Genomic DNA, 21,677 nt, shown 5'->3' with positions numbered 1-21,677 from the left:
CACTCCTCGCTCAAAGGTTTTATTCGTTGTAGTATTTGACGTCGGGATTCGCCGATCCGTTACTTGTTCGGTCCAAGAAATCGCGTGGAATTAACTGGTGGGACCGGGAACGATGACATTCATCAACTTTATGATATGATAAACCTTTGATATTTAACATTATATAGAATATAAATTATAATCTGTACTAGCAAATAGTCTGATCATTCAGTCGAATGTTCGGGCGTTTCGGAACGAAGAAACAAACGTATAGGAAGGAGGAGGCGACAGGATAGCAGAATATATCTGAATATTCCGTAATTTCTATTTGGTTTTTGGCCTGAATCATTGATGTACCGATACGGTCCGATGAGGATCAGAAAAGAGGGGATTCCCGTGAGTTCCGTTGTAAAAACCTTATCCTTTCGCAGGATATTTGTCGTGGCCGGACTTAGTTGGGTTTTTGACGCAATGGATGTAGGACTCATCTCTTTTATTGCTGCTGCTTTGATGGGGGAATGGCAGTTGACCCCGCAAGAGACCGGCTGGATTGGCAGTGTCAACGCAATTGGCATGATGATCGGGTCCATCGTGGCCGGTTCCATGGCGGACCGCTTTGGACGCAACAAAGTGCTGATGTTCACCGTGCTGCTGTTTTCGATTGCCAGCGGCGCTTCGGCGCTCGCTCCTACGTTTGCCGTGCTGCTCGTATTCAGGTTCTTCATCGGCCTTGGGCTGGGAGGAGAGCTTCCTGTCGCCTCCACCCTGGTAGCAGATAACGTACCCGCCCACAGACGGGGACGAATGGTCGTACTGCTGGAGAGTTTTTGGGCTGTAGGCTGGATCCTGTCAGCGGTGATTGCCTACTTCATCATGCCGATCTTCGGCTGGCGCTCGGCGTTAATCATCGGTGCACTGCCGGCACTCCTGGCGATTTACATGCGCTGGGGCCTCCCCGATTCTCCCGCTTTTCAAGCGTCGGGCAGACCCAAACCGACCATGCTGCAAAACCTGAAGGCGCTCTGGTCTCCCAAATACGCCCGCCCGACAGCCATGCTGTGGATTCTCTGGATTTTCGTCATGTTCTGCTATCACGGAATGTTTTTATGGCTGCCGTCCGTGCTGGTCATCAAGGGATTCGGCCTGATTAAAAGCTTCGGATACGTGCTGCTCATGACGCTGACGCAATTGCCGGGATTCTACAGCGCAGCATGGCTTGTTGAGAAGGTGGGGCGGAAGTTTGTCCTGATCACCTATCTCGTAATGTCGGCCATCAGCGCTTACTTCTTCGGCACGGCAGAGACGCTGCCGGTACTGATCGCAGCAGGCATGGCCTTGTCGTTTTTCTACCTCGGAGTAACAGGCACCACCTACGCCTACACAACCGATCAGTACGAGCCTGACGTCCGCGGCACAGGTTCCGGTTACGCCAACGCGGCAGGGCGTATCGGCGCGATCGCAGGCCCGCTGGCAGTCGGGTACCTGGTAGCGGCAAAAGTCTCGTTTACAGCCATCTTCTCGCTCTTTTTTATCGCCAGCATGCTGGCTGCGCTCAACGTCCTAATCCTCGGCAAAGAGACGCGGGTAAAAGAGGCGCCTGACAGCAAGGAGGCTGCTCTCGTTCAAGAGAACGTTTGATCTTCTTTCTCGCAATCGCCGGGCGTTTGTGCAAAGGGGGTGAGGCCGATCGGGAGAGAGGCATGACAAATCTGACAAAGGACCGATGAAGGAGGGGTATAGATGGCAAGACTCGTTGATTTGACGATGCCCTGGGGGCCGGAGGTACAAGGGCTGGAAGGGCATCCCCCGATCACGTTTACACCGATCACGACACACGAGGTGGAAGGGCGGTCCAATACGGAAGTCCGCTTCAGCATACACACCGGCACCCATATCGATTCGCCCTATCACTTTTTCCCGGACGGAAAGACAATCGAACAGCTTCCGCTGGATCTGTTCATCGGGCCGGCTGTCCTGGTCGATCTGCGGGAAGCAGTTTCGCCGAATCACGAAATTTCTCTGTCAGAACTGACGACGGTCGGCCGGGTGACAGCCGAACAGATCCGGGGAAAGCGAGTGGTGCTGTGGAGCGGCTGGGCATCCGAGCATTGGAATAAACCGGAACTCTATGCAGACAATCCGTACCTATCCGAGGAAGCGGCGGCCTGGCTGCGGGACGCCGGGATCGCCGCGCTGGGGTTGGACTTTGCCGTAGACGGAGCGGCGCCGTATCCCAACCATCCGATTTTGCTCGGGAGTGAGATTCCCTTGATTGAAAACTTGGTGAATCTGCACCTGATCGGTGCCCGTGAATTCACGTTGATCGCACTGCCTCTGCCGGTGGTGGGCGGGGATGGCTCCCCGGCGCGAGTCGTGGCACAAATCGAGGATTAAGGGGGAATCTGCATGGAGGTAGCCGGAGAGATTGTGGTAAACGCCGGCAAGGAGGAAGTGTGGCGGGTGCTGAACGACCCTTCGACCTTGCAGAAGGCGACACCTGGCTGCAAGACGTTGACGGAAGTCGGACCGGATTGTTACCAGGCAAAGATCAGCGTAGGGGTGGCTGCGGTACGCGGAGAGTACGAGTCCACGATTCAAATACTGGAGAAGTGCGAACCCGACCGCTACCGCCTGGTGATGACCGCCAACAGCCCGGTCGGATTTGTCAGCGGAGACGCGGTCGTGGAGCTGATCTCCGAGAACGCCAAGACTCACATCCAGTACAGCGGGACGGCGCAGGTAGGCGGCAAGATTGCCGGAGTCGGGCAGCGGATTTTGGCCGGGATCGCCAAGCTGATCGTCAACGACTTTTTCAAGAAGATTGCCAAGGAGACGAATGCCCAAATCAGTTGAGAAAAGGGAGGAAGAGGAAGATGGATCTTGGATTGAATGGCAAGGTCGTGTTGATTACCGGCGGGAGCAAAGGGATTGGACGTCAGACCGGGTTGACGTTTCTGCGGGAAGGCGCCCGCGTGGCGCTGGTGGCGAGAAATCCGGAAGATTTGCAAAAGGCCAAGGATTTGCTGATGGGTGAGGTGCCGGGAGCCGACGTTCTGACGATCTCGGCCGACCTGCAGCACGAGGCTGACGCCCAGGAGGCCGTTCGCCAAACCGTCCAGCACTTCGGCAAAATCGATATTCTGATCAACTGCGCCGGGGCTGCCCCGGGCGGACTTCTGCTGGATCTCACCGAAGAAGACTGGGATTTTGCCCTCGGCCTGAAGTTTCGCGGCTACCTGCGGATGGCGAAGGCGACGATTCCGCAATTCCTCAAGCAAAAACACGGCGTCATTGTCAACGTGATCGGAAACGACGGCGTCAAGCCTTCCTGGTGGGAGCTGACCGGCACGGCCGTGAACGCGGCCGACCTGGCTGTCATGGAGGCCCTGGCCAACCAATACGGAAACGAGAACATCCGGATCAACAGCGTCAACCCGGGACCGGTCGATACCGGGCGCTGGGCGACGCTGACCGAGGCGTATGCCCGCGACATGGGTATCAGCATCGAAGAAGCCAATGACGCCGCCGCCAAATCGATGCCGTTCGGCCGGATCGCGACAGCTCAGGAAGTGGCCGACGTGGTCGTCTTCCTCGCCTCCGAGCGGGCCAGCTTTGTCCACAATGCGGCGCTGACGATTGACGGCGGCCAGATGAAGGCGATATTGGACAGAAAACAGCAGCGGCTGACAGCGGCCGAGAAGGCTGCGGCGGAGTAATCCAAAGATGAAAATCGGCGTCGTCCAGTCGAACAACCTGCAGGGGCTGGCCAATCTGCAGCGCAACCGGGAAGCGAATCAAAACATGATCGAAGCCGCCTTTCGCAGCGGGGCCGAAGTCGTCGTCCTGCCCGAGTGCTCCAACCACCATTACATCGTCGGCTCCAGGCAGGAAGCGGACGAACTGGCCGAGACGCTGGATGGACCGAGCGTCTCGGCCTGGCGCGAGACTGCCGCTGCACACGGCGGCTACATCGCCGGCGGGATCATCGAGCGGGAAGCGGGCCGCTTGTACAACACAGCCGTGCTTGTCGGCCCCGGCGGCATTGTCGGCCGCTACCGGAAAGTGCACCTGTTCGACTGGGAAACGGAATACCTGACACCCGGCAACCTGGGATTTCCCCTGTTTTATCTGGAATCGCTTGACGTTCATGTCGGGATGCTGATCTGCTACGATCTGCGGTTTCCCGAAGCGGTTCGCTCACTTGCCTTGGCCGGGTGCGAGCTGCTGCTCGTCCCCACGACCTGGACGTCGATCGGCAAGTCGATTCTGTGGGATGAAAAGGGGTACTGTCTGGCCAACTACCTCGCGGTGGCGCACAGCTACAGCAACCGGATTTCCATCGCTTGCGCCAACCGCGCCGGGGGGGAAAACGGGGTGCAATTTCTCGGTTCGAGCCTGGTCGTCGATTCCCAGTCGCGGATCGCGGCAGGCCCGGCAGCAAAGCGCGAGGCGGATGTGCTGATCGCCGAGATCGACCCGAAGCTGTCGCGAAACAAGCGCGTCGGGACAAAAAATGATCTGCTGCTCGATCGCTGTCCGGGCCAGTACACCCTGCTTGTCAAACAGAACGAGATAACGAGCAAACAAGGCGAAAATTCAAGTGTTTGACGGCACTTGAATTTTCGCCGTCAGAAAGGGGTGCGAAAGATTGTCTGTGACAAAGCTGAATCACATCGGCATCATCGTTTCCGATCTGGAGGCCGCCATCTTGAAGTACCAAGAGGTGCTGGGGGTCAAACTGGACCGGATCGAGGACTATGGAGCAGGCTTGCTCCGCATCGCGTTTTTTCCATTGGGGGAGATCCTGCTGGAGCTGATCCAGCCGCTTCGGCCGGGCAGCACCGCCTGGGACTTTCTGCAGGAGCACGGGGAAGGGATCGAGCACCTGGCGTTTCAAGTGGACGATATCGCCGCAGAGTGCAGCCGGCTGATCCGGGAGAACATTCCCGTCGCGGACTGGGCGCCGCGGGCAGGCGCGGGAAAGACGCAAATCTGTTTTTTAAAGCGGGAGGCCTTGTGCGGTGTCCTGGGAGAATTCGTCACAGAGGGGGATTGCAGTGAAACCGGCAGTGTTTGACTACTACAGTCCACAGACGGTGCATGAGGCGCTGCTGTTATTGGAACAGCACGGTTTTGAGGCCAAGATTCTCGCGGGAGGACAAAGCCTGATCCCGACGATGAACATGCGCCTGGCAAGCCCCAAGGTGCTGATTGACATCGGCCGAATCGGCGAGCTGGAATCGATTCGGGTGAGCGAAGAGGAGATTCAGATTGGAGGCATGACCAGGCAGTTTCTGATCGAGCAATCGCCTGAGGTGGCACGCTATTGTCCGATGCTGGCGGAGGGCATCAAGCTGATCGGCCACCCGCAGATACGCTCGCGGGGGACGGTCGGCGGAAGTCTAGTCCACGCCGACCCGACGGCAGAGCTGCCGGTGATCCTCTGCACGCTCGGCGGAGCGGTCACGCTGGCCTCGCTTGACGGCGAGCGCGTTGTCCCGGCCGAAGAGTTCTTCCTGACTTATCTGACGACGGCGATCGAGCCAAATGAGCTTTTGGTCGCGGTGCAATTCCCCCGGATTCAACCGAGAAGCGGCCATGCGATTGAAGAATTCGCGCTGCGCAAAGGGGATTTTGCCATAGTGCTGGCGGCCGCGGCGGTAACCTTGGACGAAGCGGGGAAAATCGCCGCCGCCAGTCTCGGCCTGGGCGGTGTGGACGGGGCTCCGGTCAAACTTGATCAGGTGACAGACGCACTTCTCGGCCTGGAGCCCGACAGCCGGCTCATCCAGGAGTGCTGCGAACAGATCAGGGACATCGTCGAACCGGAGTCCGACATTCATGCGAGTGCAGAGTACCGGCGGGATTTGAGTGTCACATTGGGCAGGCGCGCGCTGGAGACGGCACTCGGACGGGCCCGGCTGAGTTTGACTTAATTGGACAATCGATAGGAGGTGGTAGCATGGGCGATCACACGCTGGAAACACCTGCAGCCAACGCGCCGGGCCGTACACTGGCCCAAGTCCATTTGAAGGTCAACGGAGTGGCGCACACCGTATCCGTCGAGCCGCGGATGCTCCTCTCGGATGTGCTCCGGGACGAACTGGGTTTAACCGGGACGCATGTCGGCTGCGAACACGGAATCTGCGGGGCTTGCACCATTATCATGAATGGACGGCCGGTCCGCTCCTGTCTCGTCTTCGGAGTCCAGGCGAACGGCGCCGAGCTTTTGACGGTAGAGGGACTGGCTGAAGACGATGGACCGCTTCATCCCCTGCAGGAAGCGTTTTGGGAGCATCACGGCCTGCAGTGCGGCTTTTGCACCCCGGGCATGCTGATGACGGCGTACCACTTTTTGCAGGAAAACCCGAATCCCAGCCGCGAGGAGATCCGCGATGGCATCTCCGGCAACTTGTGCAGATGCACCGGGTACCAGTCGATCATCGATGCGGTAGAACAGGCGGCCCGCATCTGCCGGGGAGGGAAGTGAACTTGATGACGATAGGCACCAGCGTGAAGCGTGTGGAGGATCCGCGCCTGGTCAGGGGAAAAGGCCGCTATGTGGGGGACATCCAACTGCCCGGACAGTGTGAGGCGGTCATCGTAAGAAGCCAGCACGCTCACGCCAACCTGCGGGCCATTCGCACGCAGCAGGCGGCCAATCGGCCGGATGTTTTGCTGGTCTTGACCGTAAACGATTTGCCGGATGATCTCCCGCCGATTCCGATGCGCTTGTCACCGGAGGGCTCGCTGGAGCTTGCCCTGCAGTATCCGCTGGCAAAGGATAAGGTCCGCTACGTCGGCGAACCGGTCGCGCTGATCGTGGCGAAAAACCGGTACGCCGCCGAAGACGCTGCCGAGCTTGTCGAGATCGACTATGAACCGCTGGCCCCGGTGGCGAGCGTTGATCAGGCGCTCTCGGCAGATGCGGGCCTGCTGCATCCGGCTGTCGGCAGCAACGATTTGTTTGTCATTCACTCCCAAAAAGGCTCGGTAGAGGAAAAGTTGAAGGAATCTCCGCACGTCTTGCAGGAGGAGCTGTACGTACAGCGCCACACCGGTGTGCCGCTGGAGACGAGGGGGCTGCTCGCAGTCTACGACCCCAACAGGACCAGCGGGAAACTGACCGTGTACGGCACCACCAAAGTCGTCCATTTTAACCGGCAAATCCTCGCCAGGCTGTTGAAACAGGATGAAAGCCAAATCCGCTGCGTGGAAACAGACGTAGGCGGCGGCTTTGGCCCGCGCGGCGAGTTTTATCCCGAGGACTTCCTGATTCCGTACGCCGCCATGCAGATCGGCCGCCCGGTCCGCTGGATCGAAGACCGGCTGGAACACCTGGTCGCCACCAACCACTCCCGGCAGCAAAAGCACCGCGTGACCGTCGGGTTTGATGAAGAAGGGCGGATTCTCGCACTGCGAGACGAGATCTTCGTGGATACGGGCGCGTATATCCGCACCCACGGGGTAACGGTTCCCGCCTTGACGCAGGCAATGCTGCCCGGTCCCTACGATATCGAAGCCCTGGAGCTGACCACCCACGTCGTCGCCACCAACAAAACACCTACGGGTACGTACCGGGGACCCGGCAGATTTGAAGGCACCTTCGTGCGCGAGCGGGTGATGGACATGATCGCCAAAACGTTGGGGCGCGACCCGCTCAAGGTGCGGGAGATAAACGTCATCCGGCCGGAGCAAATGCCTTACTCCAACGGAATCTCCGCACTCGGCCAGGAGGTGGAGCTGGACAGCGGCGATTACCCGCGGATTCTGGCTCACGTGCGCCGCGTGATGAACTGGGACGGCTTTGCCGCGAGGAAGGCAGAAGCGGCGGCCTCGGGCCGGCTGCTCGGCATGGGGCTGGCGATGTTTGTCGAGAAGTCGGGTCTGGGGCCGTGGGAGTGGGCCGAGGTGGAGCTGCTGGAAAATGGCGAGGCCTGCTGCAAGACGGGTCTGGCTGATGTGGGCCAAGGCGTCAAGACGATGCTGGCTCAAGTGTGCAGCGACCGGCTTGGCCTCCCTTATACCAAGATCCGGGTGGTTCATGGAGACACCGCTGCCGTTCCCAAGGGAAATGGATCGTTTGCCACCCGCGGAACGGTCATGGGGGGAACGGCGGCCTGGCAGGCGGCTGACGCGCTCCGGAGCAAAATGCTGCAGACTGCCGCCGGTCTGCTGCAGATCGAGACCGCACAGCTTGGCCTTCTGGGCGAGTCGGTCGTCATGCAGGCAACCGGACAAACGCTGCTCTCCTTTGCGCAGTTGCTGGAGGAATGCAGGCGGCAGGGCATCCGGCTGCGGGAAGAGTACACCTTTTCGGCAGCCCATATGACGTATCCCTACGGCGTGCACGCCGCTGAAGTGGAAGTGGATCAGGATACCGGACGAATCAAGATCAACCGGTACTACCTGGCCTACGATGTCGGGCGGGCGATCAATCCGCTGCTGGTGAAGGGGCAATTGGTCGGCGGAATGGCGCAGGGACTGGGAGGAGCGCTCTTCGAAAAGCTGTACTACGACGAAACCGGGCAGCTTTTGTCGGGGACGTTCATGGATTACCTGCTGCCGAGTTCGATGGAGGTACCCGATGTGGAAGTGGAGATATTGGAGTGGGCGCCGTCTTTGCTCAACCCCCTGGGCGTAAAAGGCGCAGGAGAAGGCGGTACCGTGGCAGTGGCACCCGCCGTGGCCAATGCCGTCTGCCATGCGCTTCAGGATTACGGGCTTGCCATCACTTCCCTGCCGATTCGTCCGGAGCTGATCAGACAGGCGATCCGGCAGGGAAAGAACAGGCCGAAAGGGGCTGAAGTGTTGTCATGAAGTGGTTCGGGAAGCCGATCAAACGAAAAATAGACCCGCGGCTGCTGCGAGGCGGCGGCCGCTATATTGCTGACATAACCGTGCAGGGCACGCTGAGCGCCGCTTTTCTCCGCAGTCCGCACGCCCACGCGCGAATTGCCGACATCAGTCTGGAACAGGCGCGCGGGCTGCCGGGAGTGGTGGCCGTATACGGGCCTGATGATGCCATAGACTTTCCCTTTCTGCCTGTGCTGTTTCCCCACGCCAACCTGACTCCGGTCACCCAGCGGCCCCTGAACAGGACGGTGCACCACGTCGGTGAACCTGTCGCCATGGTGGTTGCCGAAACGCGGTATATCGCGGAGGACGCGCTGGATTTGATCGATGTCCGCTACGAGCCGCTGCCGGCGGTCGCCCAGCTGCAGGACGCGATTGGAGCAGACGCCCCGCTGGCCCACGAGCACCTCGACTCCAACCTCGCGGCCCGATTCACCCAGTCGATCGGCGATGCAAAGGCTGCCATGCAGGCAGCCGACGTGGTGGTGACCCAGCAGTTTCAGATCGGCAGGGTAAGCTGTTTGCCGATCGAGACCAGGGGCCTTTTGGCGGTCTGGCGGGAGGAGGGGACAAATCCGGCTCTGGAAGTGTACGCCGCCACGCAGAATCAGCACGAAATGCGCAGCATTTTGGCAAGATTGCTCGACCTTCCGGAACGACAGGTGCGGGTGATCGCCCCGGACGTCGGCGGCGCGTTTGGGGCGAAAGCGCCGTTTTACGTGGAAGATTTTCTCGTCTGCTGGGCGGCTCGCCGGCTCGGTGCGCCTGTCCGCTGGGTCGAAGACCGCATGGAGCACATGATGAGCTGCATTCACGAGCGGGAACAGATCCACGAGGCGTCGCTCGGCGTGAGCGCAGACGGAAAGATTCTCGCCGTTACCGACGCCATGCTGGCCAATACCGGAGCGTACGTGCCCTGGGGCATCATCGTGCCGCTGATGACCTCCACGCTGATTCCGGGGCCGTACAAGGTGCCAAATTACTTCTGCGACGTCCAGGTCCTCTACACCAATACGGTTCCGCTGGCGCCATTTCGGGGCGCGGGCCGACCGCAAGCTGCCCTGATCTTAAACCGGCTGCTCGATCAGGCAGCGCAAAAGCTGAATCTCGACCCGATCGAGATCAGGCATAGAAACCTCATCCAGGCGGATGAATTCCCCTATCACACCGGCCTGTTGTCGAGGGACGGCTCGCCGCAGGTGTACGACAGCGGCGATTACGCCAGGCTGCTGGACGAGGCGGTCAAACGCAGCCGTTACGGCGACTGGCGTCAAAAGCAGGAAGAATGCCGGCGGCTCGGGCGGCATATCGGCATCGGTACGGCAGTGGCGATTGAAAATACGGGGTTTGGTTCCTTCGAGGGAGCGACGGTCAGAGTGGAGACCACCGGAGAGGTGACGGTGCTGACCGGGGCAGCCTCGCAGGGGCAGGGACACGAGACCACGCTGGCCCAGATCGCCGCGGAGGTATTGGACGTGCCGCTGCCGCAGGTGACGGTGTGCCAGGGGGACACTTCGTTGATCTCTTATGGTACGGGGACGTTTGCCAGCAGGATTGCCACGATTACGGGAACGGCGATCTACAAAGCGGCCCAGGCCGTCAAGGAGAAGGCGCTGGCGATTGCTGCTTGTAGGCTGCAGGCGGAAGTGGAGATGCTGGAGCTTTCCCAAGGGTATATTCGCCTGAAAAACGATCCGGACTGCTGCATTTCTCTAGCGGAAGCGGCCCGTGAAGCCAAGGGGTTGTACCCGGGGACGACCTACTCCCTGCCCGTTTCGCCCGGTCTGGAGGTTACCGAGTACTTCGCTCCCCCGGCCGCGGCGGTTACGTCGATGGCGGATATCGCCGTGGTGGAGGTGGACCCCGCTTCCTGTGAAATCAAAATCTTGCAGTATACATCGGTACATGATTCCGGCCGCCTGATCAATCCGCTGGTCGTGAACGGGCAGATCCACGGCGGCATCGTCAACGGGGTGGGTACCGCCTTGTACGAAGAAGTCGTCTACGACCGGCAGGGTCAACTGCTGACCAGTACGCTGATGGATTATCTGGTGCCGACGTCCTGCGAAAGTCCGGAGCTGACGGTAGCGCATATCGAGACGCCGTCCCCGCTCAACCCGCTGGGGATCAAAGGAACGGGCGAAAGCGGGACCATTCCGGTGCCGGCCGCCATCCAATCCGCAGTGGAGGACGCCCTGCGCCCTTGGAAAATTCCGATTGGCCGAATCCCGGTCAAACCGTCTTACATCAGTCAATTGCTGGGCAGCCGTTCGGCGGCGGCTGCTGTCGACAGGGGAGGAGCGGAATGATCGAATCTTCTGGCAAACTCGTCAAGGAAACGGCGGCCATGGCGGTCTATCATCGGTTAAACGAACTGTTCGCCGCCGGAAAATTTCAGATCGGCGAATGGATTCGGGAGAGGGAAATCAAGGAGCTTTTAGGGGTGAGCAGCACTCCCATCCGCGAAGCGCTGCGGATGCTTGTGCAGGAGCGGATACTCGAGTCGGTGCCCCACCACGGTGTCCGGCTGCGCCGGCTTACCTTGAAGGAGATCAGGGATTTTTACGAGCTGCGCGCCGAGTTGGAGGGGCTGTCGGCGGAATTGGCAGCCAAGCGCGGGGATAAGCAGAAGCTGGAGGCGATCGGGCAGATTCTGGACCTGGCCAGAGCCAACCTGGAACTCGAACTGCCCGACGAAAAGGAGGCGGTCCGGCACAACAACGAGTTTCATCACGCCATTGCCGCCGCAGGCGACAATCACGCCCTGATCAATTCCCTGTCCCAGCTTCGGGCGACGATCCACCTGCTGTGCTCGATGAGCTGGTCCCGCAACAAGCAGCGGCGGGTCACGACGCTTCACCAGCATCAGGAGATTTTCGCGGCGATCACGGCCAGGGACCCGGAGTTGGCCCGCAAGAGCGCCCAGGAACACATCTGGGATTCGTCGCTTCAGGTGCTCAATGCCGCCAAAGAACTGGAGGCGGAGCTGGCCAGGTAAGAGGCAAATCACGACGAGGAGAGATTTGTTATGGAAAACTTTAACCTGTATGCGGCAGCCAGCCGTATTTTGAAGGATTCTGTCAAGCTGGAAGCAGGGGAGAGCGTCTGCATCGTCTCGGATACAAATACGACAGAGATCGGCGAAGTATTCGCTTCCTGCGTAGCCGCCATGGGCGCCGAGCCGATTCTCCTGGTGATTGCACCGCGCAAAACGCACGGGGTAGAGCCGCCGGCAGTGGTGGCGGCGGCGATGAAGGCGGCAGATGTGATCCTGCAGCCGATCACCTACGCCATTACCCATACCAATGCGACCAAAGAGGCGCTCCAGGCGGGCAAACGCGTCTTGGTCATGCGCGGCGTGACCAAAGAGCTGATGCTGTACGGTGCTGTCGGAGCGGATTACAAAGAGATTGACCGGGTGTCCGAACTGGTCAGGCAAAAAATGACAAAAGGCGGGGCGGTAAGGATTACCTCGCCTTCCGGAACGGATTTAAGCTTAAGCGTCGAGGGCAGAACGGGGATCATGCTGACCGGTCTGGTCAAGGGACCTGGCACATTTGCCGCGATGCCTGACGGAGAGGCGGCGATCGCCCCGGTGGAAGGGACAGCGGAGGGAACACTGGTGATCGACCACACGATGGACGGCATCGGTTTGCTCGACGCCCCGATCCGCCTCAAAGTGGAACAGGGCAGAGTGACGAGCATCGAGGGCGGGAAATCCGCCGACAAGCTGAGAAAACTGGTGGAAGAGGCGGACGAGGGAGCCCGCAACATCGCGGAATTTGCCATCGGCACCAACCCCAATGCCCGCCTGATCGGCAATATGGCGGAGGATAAAAAAGCGGAGGGTACGGTTCACATCGCGATCGGGGACAGCCATGTGATCGGCGGAACAGTGGAGAGCTCGATCCATTTGGACGGACTGCTGCTCGCTCCCACCGTCTGGATCGACGGCGAATGTGTGGTCGACAACGGGAAGCTGCTGATCAAATAAAGGCAAAGGCCGGTTTCCTCGCTGTGAGGATCCCGGCCTTCTTCAGGCATGATCGCGTAAAAGCTCGTCCATGTAGGGGAGCTGGCCTTTTTTGTAAACCAGAGAATAAGATATTTTTTTTGCCGGAATGTCCAGCTTTAAGGGAATGCTTTTTAAATTGTCCGTCTGAAGCTCTTTGTCCAGGAGGAGCGGAGGCAGCAGGGTAATGCCGTAATTGTGCTTGAGCAGGTTGCGGATGATCCCGAGCTGGTTGGACAGCAGCTTTTTCTTGAAGTGGTATCGGGATAACAGCGACTCTTCCAAGCTGTTGACGTATGGCTTATAGCAGATCAGATTTTCCGATTCCATACAGGTAAAGTCCTCGATGTACGGGCAGCTGGACAAGGGATTTTCCGCCGACAGAATCAATTGAAAGTCTTCGGTGCCAAGCAGATGGCTTTCAAAATTCGCCTCTGCCTGACAATCAGTCGTAAAGGCGATATCGAACGTGTTGTCGCGAAGCAGATGGAACACATTCGCTTTTTCGGTAAAGGATAGACTGATGTCTTGATGGAAGCTGTACAATGCCTTGATCTTGTCGATGATAAACGGATGGGTAAACGGAACGGAACTGCCGATTCTGATCAGGTTGCTTTGGCTGCGGGCGGTCAGCTCTTTTTTGGCGGCTACGATTGACGCGACAACGTTCCGGGCATACGGTAAAAAGATTCGTCCCGCCTCTGTAAGCCTCACGCTTCTCTTCCCCGATTTTCCTCTGGCAAACAGCTCTTGTCCCAATTCCGCCTCTAAATAATGGATCCGATTTGTCACCGTAGGCTGGGGCACGTACAGGTGTTTTGCCGCCTCGGTAAAATTCCGGTACTCGCAAACAGCCAGAAAAGTTTCCAGATACAGAAGGTTTATCGCCGTCAACCCCTCTCCAAAGCAAAGTATTAACTGAATATTTCAACTATTCTATTTGCATCGCTATTATATCACAGAAGAAAATTCGCAGCAGCCAGTCTGCCGATGTTGATTTTGGGCAAGAAGAAGACTGCGAAAACTTGCAGTCGCAGTCCTCTCCATTCTGCCGTTAAAACAGCGGCGTAAGTCCTTTTCGCTCCTCGGGCGAGCTGAGATAGGAGTCAATCAGCGCACACAGCTCGCGAATTCCCCGCTTGAGGTGATCTTCATCTACAAACGAAAAGCTGATCCGCAGATGATTCCACTCCATCTCTCCGGGATAGCAGGAAGAACCGGGCAGGTAGGTGACATTCCGTTTTTCCGCTTCACCCAACAGCTCGTTCGTATTGGCCCAATCGGGCAGGGAAATCCACAGGTTGAACCCGCCCTTTGGCACAATCCAGGAGGTGCCTGCCGGAGCCTGCTGCCCCAGCAGCTTCAGTGTCAGGTCGCGCCGCTTTTTCAAGGTGCTCCGCAGCTCCCCCAACTGGCGCCCAATGCGGTTGGATTCCAAAATCGGCAGGATTACCTTTTGATTCAACAGGGGGTTGCCCAAATCGGCATTGGTTTTCGCGACGATCAAACGGTTCAGGATGTTTACCGAGGCGATGAGAAACCCGATGCGGCAGCCCGGCGACAGGATTTTGCTGAGTCCCTTCAAATAGATCACGCTGCCGCTCGTATCCATCGATTTGATGTGGGGCGGAGGGGTTTCATCGTAGTAGATCTCACTCCACGGGTCATCCTCCAAAATCAGGAAGCCTAGTTCGTTGGCCAGTTCGAGCAATTGTTTGCGCCGGCGTACGCTCATCACCTTGCCGGTCGGATTTTGGAACGTCGGTATTGTATAAACCAGCTTGGGCGTGTACGTGTCCAACAAGGCGGTCAGTTTGTCGATACGCATCCCTTCTTCGTCCATCGGCACCGAGACAACCGCCGCCCCCCGGCTGCGAAATACGTCAATCGCCGCGGCATAGGTGGGTTCCTCTGTCACGACGACGTCACCCGGCCCGATAAAACTGCGGGCCACCAGGTCGATTCCCTGCTGCGAGCCGTTGGTGACGAGAATTTCCTGCGGCGTGGTGAACAGACTTTCCTGGGTCAAGTACTTGGCCAGCACCTGACGCAGTTCCAGATCGCCCTGAATCTCTCCGTATTGCGCCAGGATTTCCGGTTGATGCCGAGCCAAATGCTGGATGCTTTCGGCAAGCAGCTTTGTCGGCAGCAGCGCGGGGTCGACCGATGAGGAGGCAAAATTGAATTCGGCCGGCATTTGATTGTAGTACAAGTACTGTGAGCGGTGTATATAATCGGGTATCTGCAAGGGCATGGGGTCTTGCTGTTGCCCTTCCTGGCCGTCCGTTCTCTGTTCGTACACAAACGTGCCTTTGCCCTGTATGCGGGTCACCAGCTTTTCTTTCTCCAACATGTCCAAGGCGTGTATGACCGTAACCGGGCTTACGTGCAGCAGCCCGGCAAGCTTGCGGACCGAGGGCAGACGCGACCCTTTTGGGAAGTATCCCGACAGGATGCGGTCGGCCAGCGCCTGGTGGATTTGCTGCGAGAGTGGGATGTGGGAGCTGCGGTTAAGCTCAATTTTCAATGGTATCAACTCCAAAAGTGTTACAAACTGATATTGACTGTTACACACAAGTATACAGTAAAATGACGGTGACGGCAGCAGGAGCTGCAATCCTATCTCCAATATCAGGGGGAATGAACGATGAGCATAAAAAGAGCACTGACAATCGCGGGGTCAGATATTAAAGGAGGCGCCGGACTGGAAGCCGACTTGAAAACGTTCCAGGAACGCGACGTGTTCGGCATGACGGCCATCACCACGATCGTCGTCTCCAGAGCTGACCTTTCGCACAATGTCTACACCCAGCCGCTCAGCCTGATCGAGGAACAGATCGAGGGCATCGTCGAAGTGATGGGCGTAGACGCGATGAAGACGGGGATGCTTTACGCAGAAGAGATCATCGAACTGGTCGCCCGCAAGATCAAACAGCATTCGCTGCCAAACGTGGTGATCGACCCGGTCATGGTCTGCAAAGGAAGCGATACCTTGATCGCCGGCGGCATGGTGAGTGCCATGCGGGAGCTGTTGATTCCGACCGCGACCGTGGTGACGCCCAACCTGCAGGAAGCGGCAACGCTGACCAACAAGGAGCGAATCGCGACGCTGGATGAGATGAAGGAAGCGGCCCGCCAGATTCATTCGTTTGGTCCCAAGTACGTGCTGGTAAAAGGCGGCAAGCTGGATAACAGCGACGTGGCGGTGGATGTGCTGTACGACGGCAAGGACTTTGAGCTGTTGGAGACGGAGCGGATCGAGACGCCCAACACCCACGGCGCCGGTTGCACGTATTCTGCGGCGATTACCGCCGAGCTGGCCAAAGGCAATTCCGTGCCGGATGCGGTCAAAACGGCCAAAGCGTTTATCACCGCGGCCATTCGTCACTCTTTCTCGCTCGGCATCGGCTTTGGCCCGACCAACCATGCCGCTTACCGCAAGTACGGACAAGCGAAATAAGGATTTGCCTCATTTATATGGAAAAGGGAGTGTGCCCGGCGGCCACTCCTTTTTGTCTTTGCCGGGGAGCAGGATGAGCCCATCCGCTCCGTGTCACTTTTGCTTTTTCTCTTTGACAATCCAGTAAATGGAGTGGAACAGGGTGCCGAATCCCAAAATCATCGAGAGTGTAAACAGCCCCCAGACCGTCCAAACAAGTCCTTCACTTGGACCGTTTCCGATGGGACCAACCCGCGGGGCGAAGAAATGATGCAGCGTTCTTGTAAGGAGAAAAGCAGCGAGGAGAAAGAGAAAAATGGAGCGAGCGCAGGCCTTGGCACGCTTACCCAGTCGGAACGGAAAAAAACGGCACACGCTTGTCGACCAAATTCTACGTTGAAATACTTCCAGTCGTTTTTGGTCGACGTGCCGTTTTTTGGAGTGCAGACGGACATCCCCGCTTCCCCGTTGGCGTGCCACGAACGGAGCGAGCCCATTTTTCTCTTTCTCCATCCACAATGTTTTCAAACGCCAAAAAGGAAGTTGGGAAGAAAGGGAAATATTTAACATAAAAAAGAGCATCAAAATGGATGCTCTTTTTCCCGTCCAGCCCCCTCAGATCGCCAGCAGCTTTTGCAGCTTCTCCTCCGTCAGCAGGTTGCCGACCAGGAAGGTGCCAAACTCGCCGAAGCGAGCGCTGACTTCGTCAAAGCGCATTTCGTAGATGATGTATTTAAAGTCGAGCGGATCGTTGCCGAACAGGGTGACGCCCCATTCCCAATCGTCGAATCCGACCGATCCGGTGATGATCTGCTTCAGCTTGCCCGCGTATTTGCGCCCGATCAGACCGTGAGAGCGCATCATCTCCCGGCGCTCCTCCATGGACAGCATGTACCAGTTGTCGTTGCCGTCGCGCTTCTTGTTCATCGGATAGAAGCAGATGTGCTCCGTCTTTGGCAGCTCCGGATAGAGACGGGCGCGGATTTGCGGATTGGCTTTCGGGTCTTCGCCGGGATTGTGGACGTAGTTGCTCATCTCCACGACGGACACATAGGAGTAGTCCGGGGAGGTGAAGTCGGCGAAACGCGTCTTGTTAAACGCCGTCTCGATGTCGTTCAGCTCCTGCAGGGTAGGGCGCAGGAACATAAAGAGCAGGTCCGCCTTGTGGCCGAGGATGGAGTACATCACCGTGCTGCCCTCGCCGGCTTTTTCGTTGGCTGCCCAGGTGTGGCTGAGGGAGAGCAGTTCGTCCACTGCGGCTTTACGCTCCTGTTCCGTGATCGACTTCCATGCCGCCCAATCTATTTTACGAAAATCGTGCAGTGCGTACCAACCTTCCAGTGTAAGTGCTGCTTCGTTTTGGCTCATGTGATCCCAACTCCTTTTTTACAGGTGAGAAGCTTTTTATGAAGGCCATGTCGACTAGTATAGCACAACAGCAGAGTCGTTCACAGTTTTTGACATGCCTCCTCCATCATTGTATCTCAAAACATTGCCTCCTCCTTATGCTTTTTTGTCAAAATGTTGACGGGCGAAAGGGTGAAATTGGCAGTATAAAAAGAACATACGTTTGGTATAATGAGATCGAGAACACATGTTCCTGTCAGGAGGAGGAAGCATGGACGGCAAGCGAATCATTTTTCTCGCAGACATGCAGAGTTTTTTTGCCAGTGTAGAAAAAGCAGCCAATCCTGCGCTGCGCGATAAACCAATCGTCGTCGCCGGAGATCCACAGCGGCGGAGCGGGGTGGTGCTGGCCGCCTGCCCGCTGGCCAAAGCGTACGGCGTGACGACGGCAGAGGTGCTCTGGAAGGCCCAGCAGAAGTGCCGGGACCTCGTCGTCGTTCGCCCGCGGATGGAGACCTACCTGCGGATGTCGGTACAGATTACGCGCATCTTCGAAGCGTTTACCGATTTGGTGGAGCCGTATTCGATCGACGAACAGTTCCTCGATGTGACCGGCAGCCTGTCGCTGTTCGGCGATCCGTGGACGCTGGCGGAGCAGATTCGCCGGAGGGTGTGGCTGGAGACGGGCATCGTCTGCCGCGTCGGGATCGGGGAAAATAAAGTGCTGGCCAAAATGGCCTGCGACAACTTTGCCAAAAAACAGGAGCAGGGGATTTTCTGGCTGAAGCGGGAAGAGCTGCCGGAGACGCTGTGGCCGCTGCCGATCGAGAAGCTGTTCGGGGTCGGTTCGCGGATGAAGCGGCATTTTCACCGCATTGGCATCTACCGCATCGGCCAGCTGGCTGCCGCCTCGCCGGAGCTGGTCAGCCGCCGCTGGGGCGTCAACGGCGAAGTGCTGTGGCGGACGGCGCACGGTCTGGATGACTCGCCGGTATCGCCGCGGACACACGATCTGCAAAAGGGGATCGGCCATCACATGACGCTGCCCCGCGACTACCATACCTCTGCCGACATCAAAGTGGTGCTGCTGGAGCTGTGTGAGGAGGTCTGCCGGCGCTCGCGCAGCAAGCAGCTGATGGGGATGGTGGCGTCTGTCGGCTGCCGCGGCGCGGATTTTGAGCAGTCGACTGGTTTTTGGCGGCAGATGAAGCTGCCCGAGCCGACCAATGACGCGATGACGCTCTACCGCGCGGTCTGCCGCCTGTTCGAACGGCATTGGCAGCATACGCCGGTGCGCAGCGTAGGCGTCCATCTCGGGCAGCTCACCCCGGATGACTATTGCCAGCTCAGCTTGTTTGAAGACAAAACCCGGCAGCGCTCCCTTGGACGCACAATGGACAGCATTCGGGCCAAGTACGGCAATGACGCGATTTTGCGGGCCGTCTCGCTGCTACCGGCAGGGCAGGCACAGGAGCGGGCGGCCAAAATCGGGGGCCATTATAAATGACGGGGGGCGGCGGCCCTGTTCGAGATGGAGCGGACGAAGGCGGCTGGCAGGAACTGCTGCGGGAATGTGTCTTGTTTGGGCTGCTGTTTAAGGCGGCGGTGGTCGACCTGGATGCGATGCAGATGGCGCCGCTCAAGCTGTCCTACCGGGAGATCGTCGAGGAGCTGTCCCGGTGGGCGGAAAGGCGGCATTACCGGATGAAACGGCAGCTCCGTCAAATCGGCTGCATCCTGCTGACCAGCCGAAAACAGGGAAGCTGCTACTGTGTGCAGGTACGTCTGCGCGGCTATCTGCGGGAAGTCGTTTATTCCATTGAGCTGCTTCAGGCCGAGTGCCGGGAGCGGGTCGGGCTTTGGCTGAAAGAACACGGGAGGAATGACACATGAGAGATAAGCCCACTTCCAAAAAGGAGAATTTGTTTGCCGCCAGCCGATTCGTGCTGCCGGAACACCGCGAGCTGTATTTGCGGATCAAAGCGGAGGAAGCGCGGTACATACCGCCGACGCTGGATGACGAACAGCGGGCAGAGCTGAGCGAGCAGGTGTGGCAGGCGTTTCGGGACAAGTGCAGCGTCACCGTGACGTTTTTCGACGGGCGGATGATGCAGCGGCACGCAGGAATCATCGCCACCTCGACCAGGCCGCGGGCCGTCTCAAGTTTCGCTCGCTGGACCGGGTGGATTGGCTGCCGTTTGAAGCGCTGTATGCGGTCGAGCGCAGCTAGGGACATAAGCAAAAGGTGTCGGATAACCGACACCTTTTCCTGTATTCACCTCCGCGACAAGCCCATCGCCGCTTCCACTTCCTGCAGCGTTCGCGAGGCGGTTTCGCGTGCTTTTAGGGCCCCGGCGTCCAGCACCTGGTCCAGATAGTCGCTCTTGACCAGCTCGCGGTAACGGGCCTGGATCGGTTCGAGAAGACTGACGACGAGCTCCGCCAGGTCGGACTTGAACTGGCCGTATCCCTTGCCTTCGTAAGCCGCTTCGATCTCTTCGATGCTTTGTCCGGAGCAGAGGGAGTAGATCGACATCAGGTTGGAGATGCCGGGTTTGTTTTCCTTGTCGAAAGCGATCCGGTTGTCGGAATCCGTCTGGGCCCGCTTCAGCTTTTTCACAATCTCTTCGGGCTCGTCCAAGAGGCTGATAAACGCGTTTTGATTGGGATCAGACTTGCTCATCTTCCTGGTCGGCTCCTGCAGGGACATGATTCTCGCACCCACTTTCGGCGTGCGGATTTCCGGCAGCACGAAGACCTCGTGGTAGCGGTTGTTGAAACGCTGCGCCAGGTCGCGGGTAATCTCGATGTGCTGTTTCTGGTCTTCGCCTACTGGGACATAGTCCGTTTTGTACAGCAGGATGTCGGCGGCCATCAACGGCGGGTAAGTGAGCAGCCCCGCGGGAATGGAGTCGCCCCGCCCCTGCGATTTGTCCTTGAACTGGGTCATTCTCTCCAGCTCGCCGACGTATGCCAAAGTCTGCATGATCCAGGCGAGCTGGGCGTGCTCCGGCACCTCCGATTGGATGAACAAGACCACTTTCTCGGGATCGAGACCGACCGCCAGGTAAAGCGCAGCCAGATTGCGGCTGTTCTCCCGCAGCTTGTCGGGGTCTTGCGGCACCGTGATGGCGTGCTGGTTGACGATGCAGTAGTAGCACTGATGCTCATCCTGATACTCCACAAAGTGTTTGATGGCTCCCAGGTAATTGCCAAGTGTAATCATGCCGCTGGGTTGAACGCCGGAAAAGATCGTTGCCATGATCAATCCTCCTTGCAAAATTTCTGGAATAAAGGGAAAAGGTCCATCCGTCACCTGTCAAAGGGACGAATGGACCGCGGTACCACCCTTGTTATTTCACAAAGAAATCACTCAAGCCCTGATATCGCCAGGGAAAGACGCCAAAGCCTACTGCACGAGGGTTCGGTTTGGGTGTTCAAAAGTCCATTCCATATTGCCTCACTGCCTGTTTTCACCAACCACAAGCTCTCTGAAAGCAGACAATATGTACTACTCTTTATCATTACACGCAAGCTGTATGCATTTATATGTTCATTAATTTACCACGCCCGAAAGAGATTGTCAAAAGGCGGCCTCATAAAGCCCGGGCACAGATAAATACTAAGGTCCGGAGGTGGCCAACTTGAGTCATAACCGACTGGTTGTACCGAACGCCGAACAGGCAGTGGATCGTCTGAAGATGGAAACGGCGAAAGAACTGGGCCTGGACGACGACATTGGGGAGCGTGGCTGGGGTGACATGACCACGCGGGAAGTGGGTACAATTGGAGGACATATGGTCAAGAAGATGATCGCCTATGCAGAGGCGCACATGGCCGACGAAGAAAGCCAGAAACTTGAGTCGTAACAAAGCCTCCGGCGCCATCCATATCGGGTGGCGCTTTCAAACGAATAAAAGCTGCGTGTGAACGCGAATGAGCACCTCTGAACGCAGAAAGTAAGGCAAATCAAAAGTGATTCACGGAATTGTTCATTTTTGCGTTTTGCCAGGGATGAAATTTCGCTGTAATGTATGTTATTAT

General features: G+C 57.9%; 21 protein-coding genes and 1 other annotated feature. Of the genes, 17 read left to right on the top strand and 4 right to left on the bottom strand.

Going from position 1 to position 21,677, the window contains the following annotated elements; genetic code table 11:
• Nucleotides 1-375 precede the first annotated feature (375 nt).
• From HGBM_RS07930 to HGBM_RS07875, 12 genes are all read left to right on the top strand, one after another.
• Nucleotides 376-1,617, top strand: coding sequence for an MFS transporter (locus HGBM_RS07930; protein ID WP_019120559.1), 1,242 nt, complete (start codon nucleotides 376-378; stop codon nucleotides 1,615-1,617).
• 102 nt (nucleotides 1,618-1,719) lie between these two features.
• Complete coding sequence (locus HGBM_RS07925; RefSeq protein WP_019120558.1) at nucleotides 1,720-2,373, top strand: cyclase family protein; 654 nt, start codon at nucleotides 1,720-1,722, stop codon at nucleotides 2,371-2,373.
• Nucleotides 2,374-2,385: 12 nt separating this feature from the next.
• Nucleotides 2,386-2,832 (top strand): SRPBCC family protein, encoded by a 447-nt coding sequence (locus HGBM_RS07920; RefSeq protein WP_019120557.1) that lies wholly within the window; start codon nucleotides 2,386-2,388, stop codon nucleotides 2,830-2,832.
• A gap of 20 nt (nucleotides 2,833-2,852) precedes the next feature.
• Nucleotides 2,853-3,695 carry an SDR family oxidoreductase gene (locus tag HGBM_RS07915; RefSeq protein WP_019120556.1) on the top strand — a complete coding sequence of 281 codons (843 nt, stop codon included), beginning with the start codon at nucleotides 2,853-2,855 and terminating at the stop codon, nucleotides 3,693-3,695.
• A gap of 7 nt (nucleotides 3,696-3,702) precedes the next feature.
• On the top strand, nucleotides 3,703-4,587 hold the full coding sequence (locus tag HGBM_RS07910; protein WP_019120555.1) for a nitrilase-related carbon-nitrogen hydrolase: 885 nt from the start codon (nucleotides 3,703-3,705) through the stop codon (nucleotides 4,585-4,587).
• Nucleotides 4,588-4,633: 46 nt separating this feature from the next.
• Nucleotides 4,634-5,056: a VOC family protein gene (locus tag HGBM_RS07905; protein ID WP_035286722.1), complete on the top strand. Its 423-nt coding sequence runs from the start codon at nucleotides 4,634-4,636 to the stop codon at nucleotides 5,054-5,056.
• Nucleotides 5,037-5,915 (top strand): FAD binding domain-containing protein, encoded by an 879-nt coding sequence (locus HGBM_RS07900; protein ID WP_019120553.1) that lies wholly within the window; start codon nucleotides 5,037-5,039, stop codon nucleotides 5,913-5,915. The genes HGBM_RS07905 and HGBM_RS07900 overlap by 20 nt, the downstream gene beginning before the upstream one ends.
• Before the next feature lie 26 nt (nucleotides 5,916-5,941).
• The gene (locus HGBM_RS07895; protein ID WP_019120552.1) at nucleotides 5,942-6,469 is read left to right on the top strand and encodes a (2Fe-2S)-binding protein; all 528 of its coding nucleotides are present in this window, start codon (nucleotides 5,942-5,944) and stop codon (nucleotides 6,467-6,469) included.
• 5 nt (nucleotides 6,470-6,474) lie between these two features.
• Nucleotides 6,475-8,799 carry a xanthine dehydrogenase family protein molybdopterin-binding subunit gene (locus tag HGBM_RS07890; RefSeq protein ID WP_081590136.1) on the top strand — a complete coding sequence of 775 codons (2,325 nt, stop codon included), beginning with the start codon at nucleotides 6,475-6,477 and terminating at the stop codon, nucleotides 8,797-8,799.
• Nucleotides 8,796-11,144, top strand: a complete 2,349-nt coding sequence (locus tag HGBM_RS07885) for a xanthine dehydrogenase family protein molybdopterin-binding subunit (protein WP_019120550.1) — start codon at nucleotides 8,796-8,798, stop codon at nucleotides 11,142-11,144. The genes HGBM_RS07890 and HGBM_RS07885 overlap by 4 nt, the downstream gene beginning before the upstream one ends.
• The gene (locus HGBM_RS07880; protein ID WP_019120549.1) at nucleotides 11,141-11,833 is read left to right on the top strand and encodes a GntR family transcriptional regulator; all 693 of its coding nucleotides are present in this window, start codon (nucleotides 11,141-11,143) and stop codon (nucleotides 11,831-11,833) included. Before HGBM_RS07885 ends, HGBM_RS07880 begins: the two co-directional genes overlap by 4 nt.
• A gap of 30 nt (nucleotides 11,834-11,863) precedes the next feature.
• Nucleotides 11,864-12,829: an aminopeptidase gene (locus HGBM_RS07875; RefSeq protein ID WP_019120548.1), complete on the top strand. Its 966-nt coding sequence runs from the start codon at nucleotides 11,864-11,866 to the stop codon at nucleotides 12,827-12,829.
• Between the two features lie 42 nt (nucleotides 12,830-12,871).
• Here the strand turns inward: HGBM_RS07875 and HGBM_RS07870 are convergent, their stop codons facing one another.
• Both HGBM_RS07870 and pdxR read right to left on the bottom strand, forming a co-directional pair.
• Entirely contained in the window at nucleotides 12,872-13,741 is an 870-nt protein-coding gene (locus tag HGBM_RS07870; protein ID WP_019120547.1) for a LysR family transcriptional regulator, read from the bottom strand.
• A gap of 160 nt (nucleotides 13,742-13,901) precedes the next feature.
• Complete coding sequence (gene pdxR / locus HGBM_RS07865; RefSeq protein WP_019120546.1) at nucleotides 13,902-15,374, bottom strand: MocR-like pyridoxine biosynthesis transcription factor PdxR; 1,473 nt, start codon at nucleotides 15,372-15,374, stop codon at nucleotides 13,902-13,904.
• 120 nt (nucleotides 15,375-15,494) lie between these two features.
• On the opposite strand from pdxR, the gene thiD reads away from it, so the two are divergent.
• Entirely contained in the window at nucleotides 15,495-16,307 is an 813-nt protein-coding gene (gene thiD / locus HGBM_RS07860) for a bifunctional hydroxymethylpyrimidine kinase/phosphomethylpyrimidine kinase (protein ID WP_019120545.1), read from the top strand.
• A 594-nt stretch (nucleotides 16,308-16,901) separates the two neighbouring features.
• Here the strand turns inward: thiD and hemQ are convergent.
• Nucleotides 16,902-17,654: a hydrogen peroxide-dependent heme synthase gene (gene hemQ / locus HGBM_RS07850; RefSeq protein WP_019120543.1), complete on the bottom strand. Its 753-nt coding sequence runs from the start codon at nucleotides 17,652-17,654 to the stop codon at nucleotides 16,902-16,904.
• Between the two features lie 250 nt (nucleotides 17,655-17,904).
• Here hemQ and HGBM_RS07845 point away from each other — a divergent pair, with 250 nt between their 5' ends.
• From HGBM_RS07845 to HGBM_RS29420, 3 genes are read left to right on the top strand one after another with little or no spacing between them, the layout of a single operon-like run.
• A complete protein-coding gene (locus HGBM_RS07845) occupies nucleotides 17,905-19,140 on the top strand; it encodes a DNA polymerase IV (RefSeq protein ID WP_019120542.1) in 1,236 nt (411 codons plus the stop codon).
• Nucleotides 19,137-19,526, top strand: coding sequence for a YhjD family protein (locus HGBM_RS07840; RefSeq protein WP_019120541.1), 390 nt, complete (start codon nucleotides 19,137-19,139; stop codon nucleotides 19,524-19,526). The genes HGBM_RS07845 and HGBM_RS07840 overlap by 4 nt, the downstream gene beginning before the upstream one ends.
• Nucleotides 19,523-20,011, top strand: a complete 489-nt coding sequence (locus tag HGBM_RS29420) for a YolD-like family protein (RefSeq protein WP_245552901.1) — start codon at nucleotides 19,523-19,525, stop codon at nucleotides 20,009-20,011. Before HGBM_RS07840 ends, HGBM_RS29420 begins: the two co-directional genes overlap by 4 nt.
• On the opposite strand, the gene trpS is transcribed toward HGBM_RS29420, so the two are convergent.
• Nucleotides 19,909-20,895, bottom strand: a complete 987-nt coding sequence (gene trpS / locus HGBM_RS07830) for a tryptophan--tRNA ligase (RefSeq protein WP_019120539.1) — start codon at nucleotides 20,893-20,895, stop codon at nucleotides 19,909-19,911. The two genes, HGBM_RS29420 and trpS, sit on opposite strands and share 103 nt — an antisense overlap.
• A gap of 58 nt (nucleotides 20,896-20,953) precedes the next feature.
• Nucleotides 20,954-21,167 (bottom strand) — a binding site (T-box leader).
• A 101-nt stretch (nucleotides 21,168-21,268) separates the two neighbouring features.
• Between trpS and HGBM_RS07825 the strand changes: the two genes are divergently transcribed.
• On the top strand, nucleotides 21,269-21,502 hold the full coding sequence (locus HGBM_RS07825; RefSeq protein WP_425358556.1) for an alpha/beta-type small acid-soluble spore protein: 234 nt from the start codon (nucleotides 21,269-21,271) through the stop codon (nucleotides 21,500-21,502).
• Nucleotides 21,503-21,677: the final 175 nt, after the last annotated feature.

This window comes from Brevibacillus massiliensis, from assembly GCF_000311785.1.
Classification (GTDB): Bacteria; Bacillota; Bacilli; order Brevibacillales; family Brevibacillaceae; genus Brevibacillus_C; species Brevibacillus_C massiliensis.
This window is presented reverse-complemented; position numbering and strand designations above follow the sequence as displayed.

Bases quoted from the DNA above. Each gene is read 5' to 3' on its own strand.
- HGBM_RS07895 (WP_019120552.1), top strand. From the start codon at position 5,942: ATGGGCGATCACACGCTGGAAACACCTGCAGCCAACGCGCCGGGCCGT.
- HGBM_RS07915 (WP_019120556.1), top strand. From the start codon at position 2,853: ATGGATCTTGGATTGAATGGCAAGGTCGTGTTGATTACCGGCGGGAGC.
- HGBM_RS07840 (WP_019120541.1), top strand. From the start codon at position 19,137: ATGACGGGGGGCGGCGGCCCTGTTCGAGATGGAGCGGACGAAGGCGGC.
- HGBM_RS07925 (WP_019120558.1), top strand. From the start codon at position 1,720: ATGGCAAGACTCGTTGATTTGACGATGCCCTGGGGGCCGGAGGTACAA.
- trpS (WP_019120539.1), bottom strand. From the start codon at position 20,895: ATGGCAACGATCTTTTCCGGCGTTCAACCCAGCGGCATGATTACACTT.
- HGBM_RS07890 (WP_081590136.1), top strand. From the start codon at position 6,475: ATGACGATAGGCACCAGCGTGAAGCGTGTGGAGGATCCGCGCCTGGTC.
- HGBM_RS07910 (WP_019120555.1), top strand. From the start codon at position 3,703: ATGAAAATCGGCGTCGTCCAGTCGAACAACCTGCAGGGGCTGGCCAAT.
- HGBM_RS07875 (WP_019120548.1), top strand. From the start codon at position 11,864: ATGGAAAACTTTAACCTGTATGCGGCAGCCAGCCGTATTTTGAAGGAT.
- HGBM_RS07845 (WP_019120542.1), top strand. From the start codon at position 17,905: ATGGACGGCAAGCGAATCATTTTTCTCGCAGACATGCAGAGTTTTTTT.
- HGBM_RS29420 (WP_245552901.1), top strand. From the start codon at position 19,523: ATGAGAGATAAGCCCACTTCCAAAAAGGAGAATTTGTTTGCCGCCAGC.
- HGBM_RS07885 (WP_019120550.1), top strand. From the start codon at position 8,796: ATGAAGTGGTTCGGGAAGCCGATCAAACGAAAAATAGACCCGCGGCTG.
- hemQ (WP_019120543.1), bottom strand. From the start codon at position 17,654: ATGAGCCAAAACGAAGCAGCACTTACACTGGAAGGTTGGTACGCACTG.
- HGBM_RS07880 (WP_019120549.1), top strand. From the start codon at position 11,141: ATGATCGAATCTTCTGGCAAACTCGTCAAGGAAACGGCGGCCATGGCG.
- thiD (WP_019120545.1), top strand. From the start codon at position 15,495: ATGAGCATAAAAAGAGCACTGACAATCGCGGGGTCAGATATTAAAGGA.
- HGBM_RS07920 (WP_019120557.1), top strand. From the start codon at position 2,386: ATGGAGGTAGCCGGAGAGATTGTGGTAAACGCCGGCAAGGAGGAAGTG.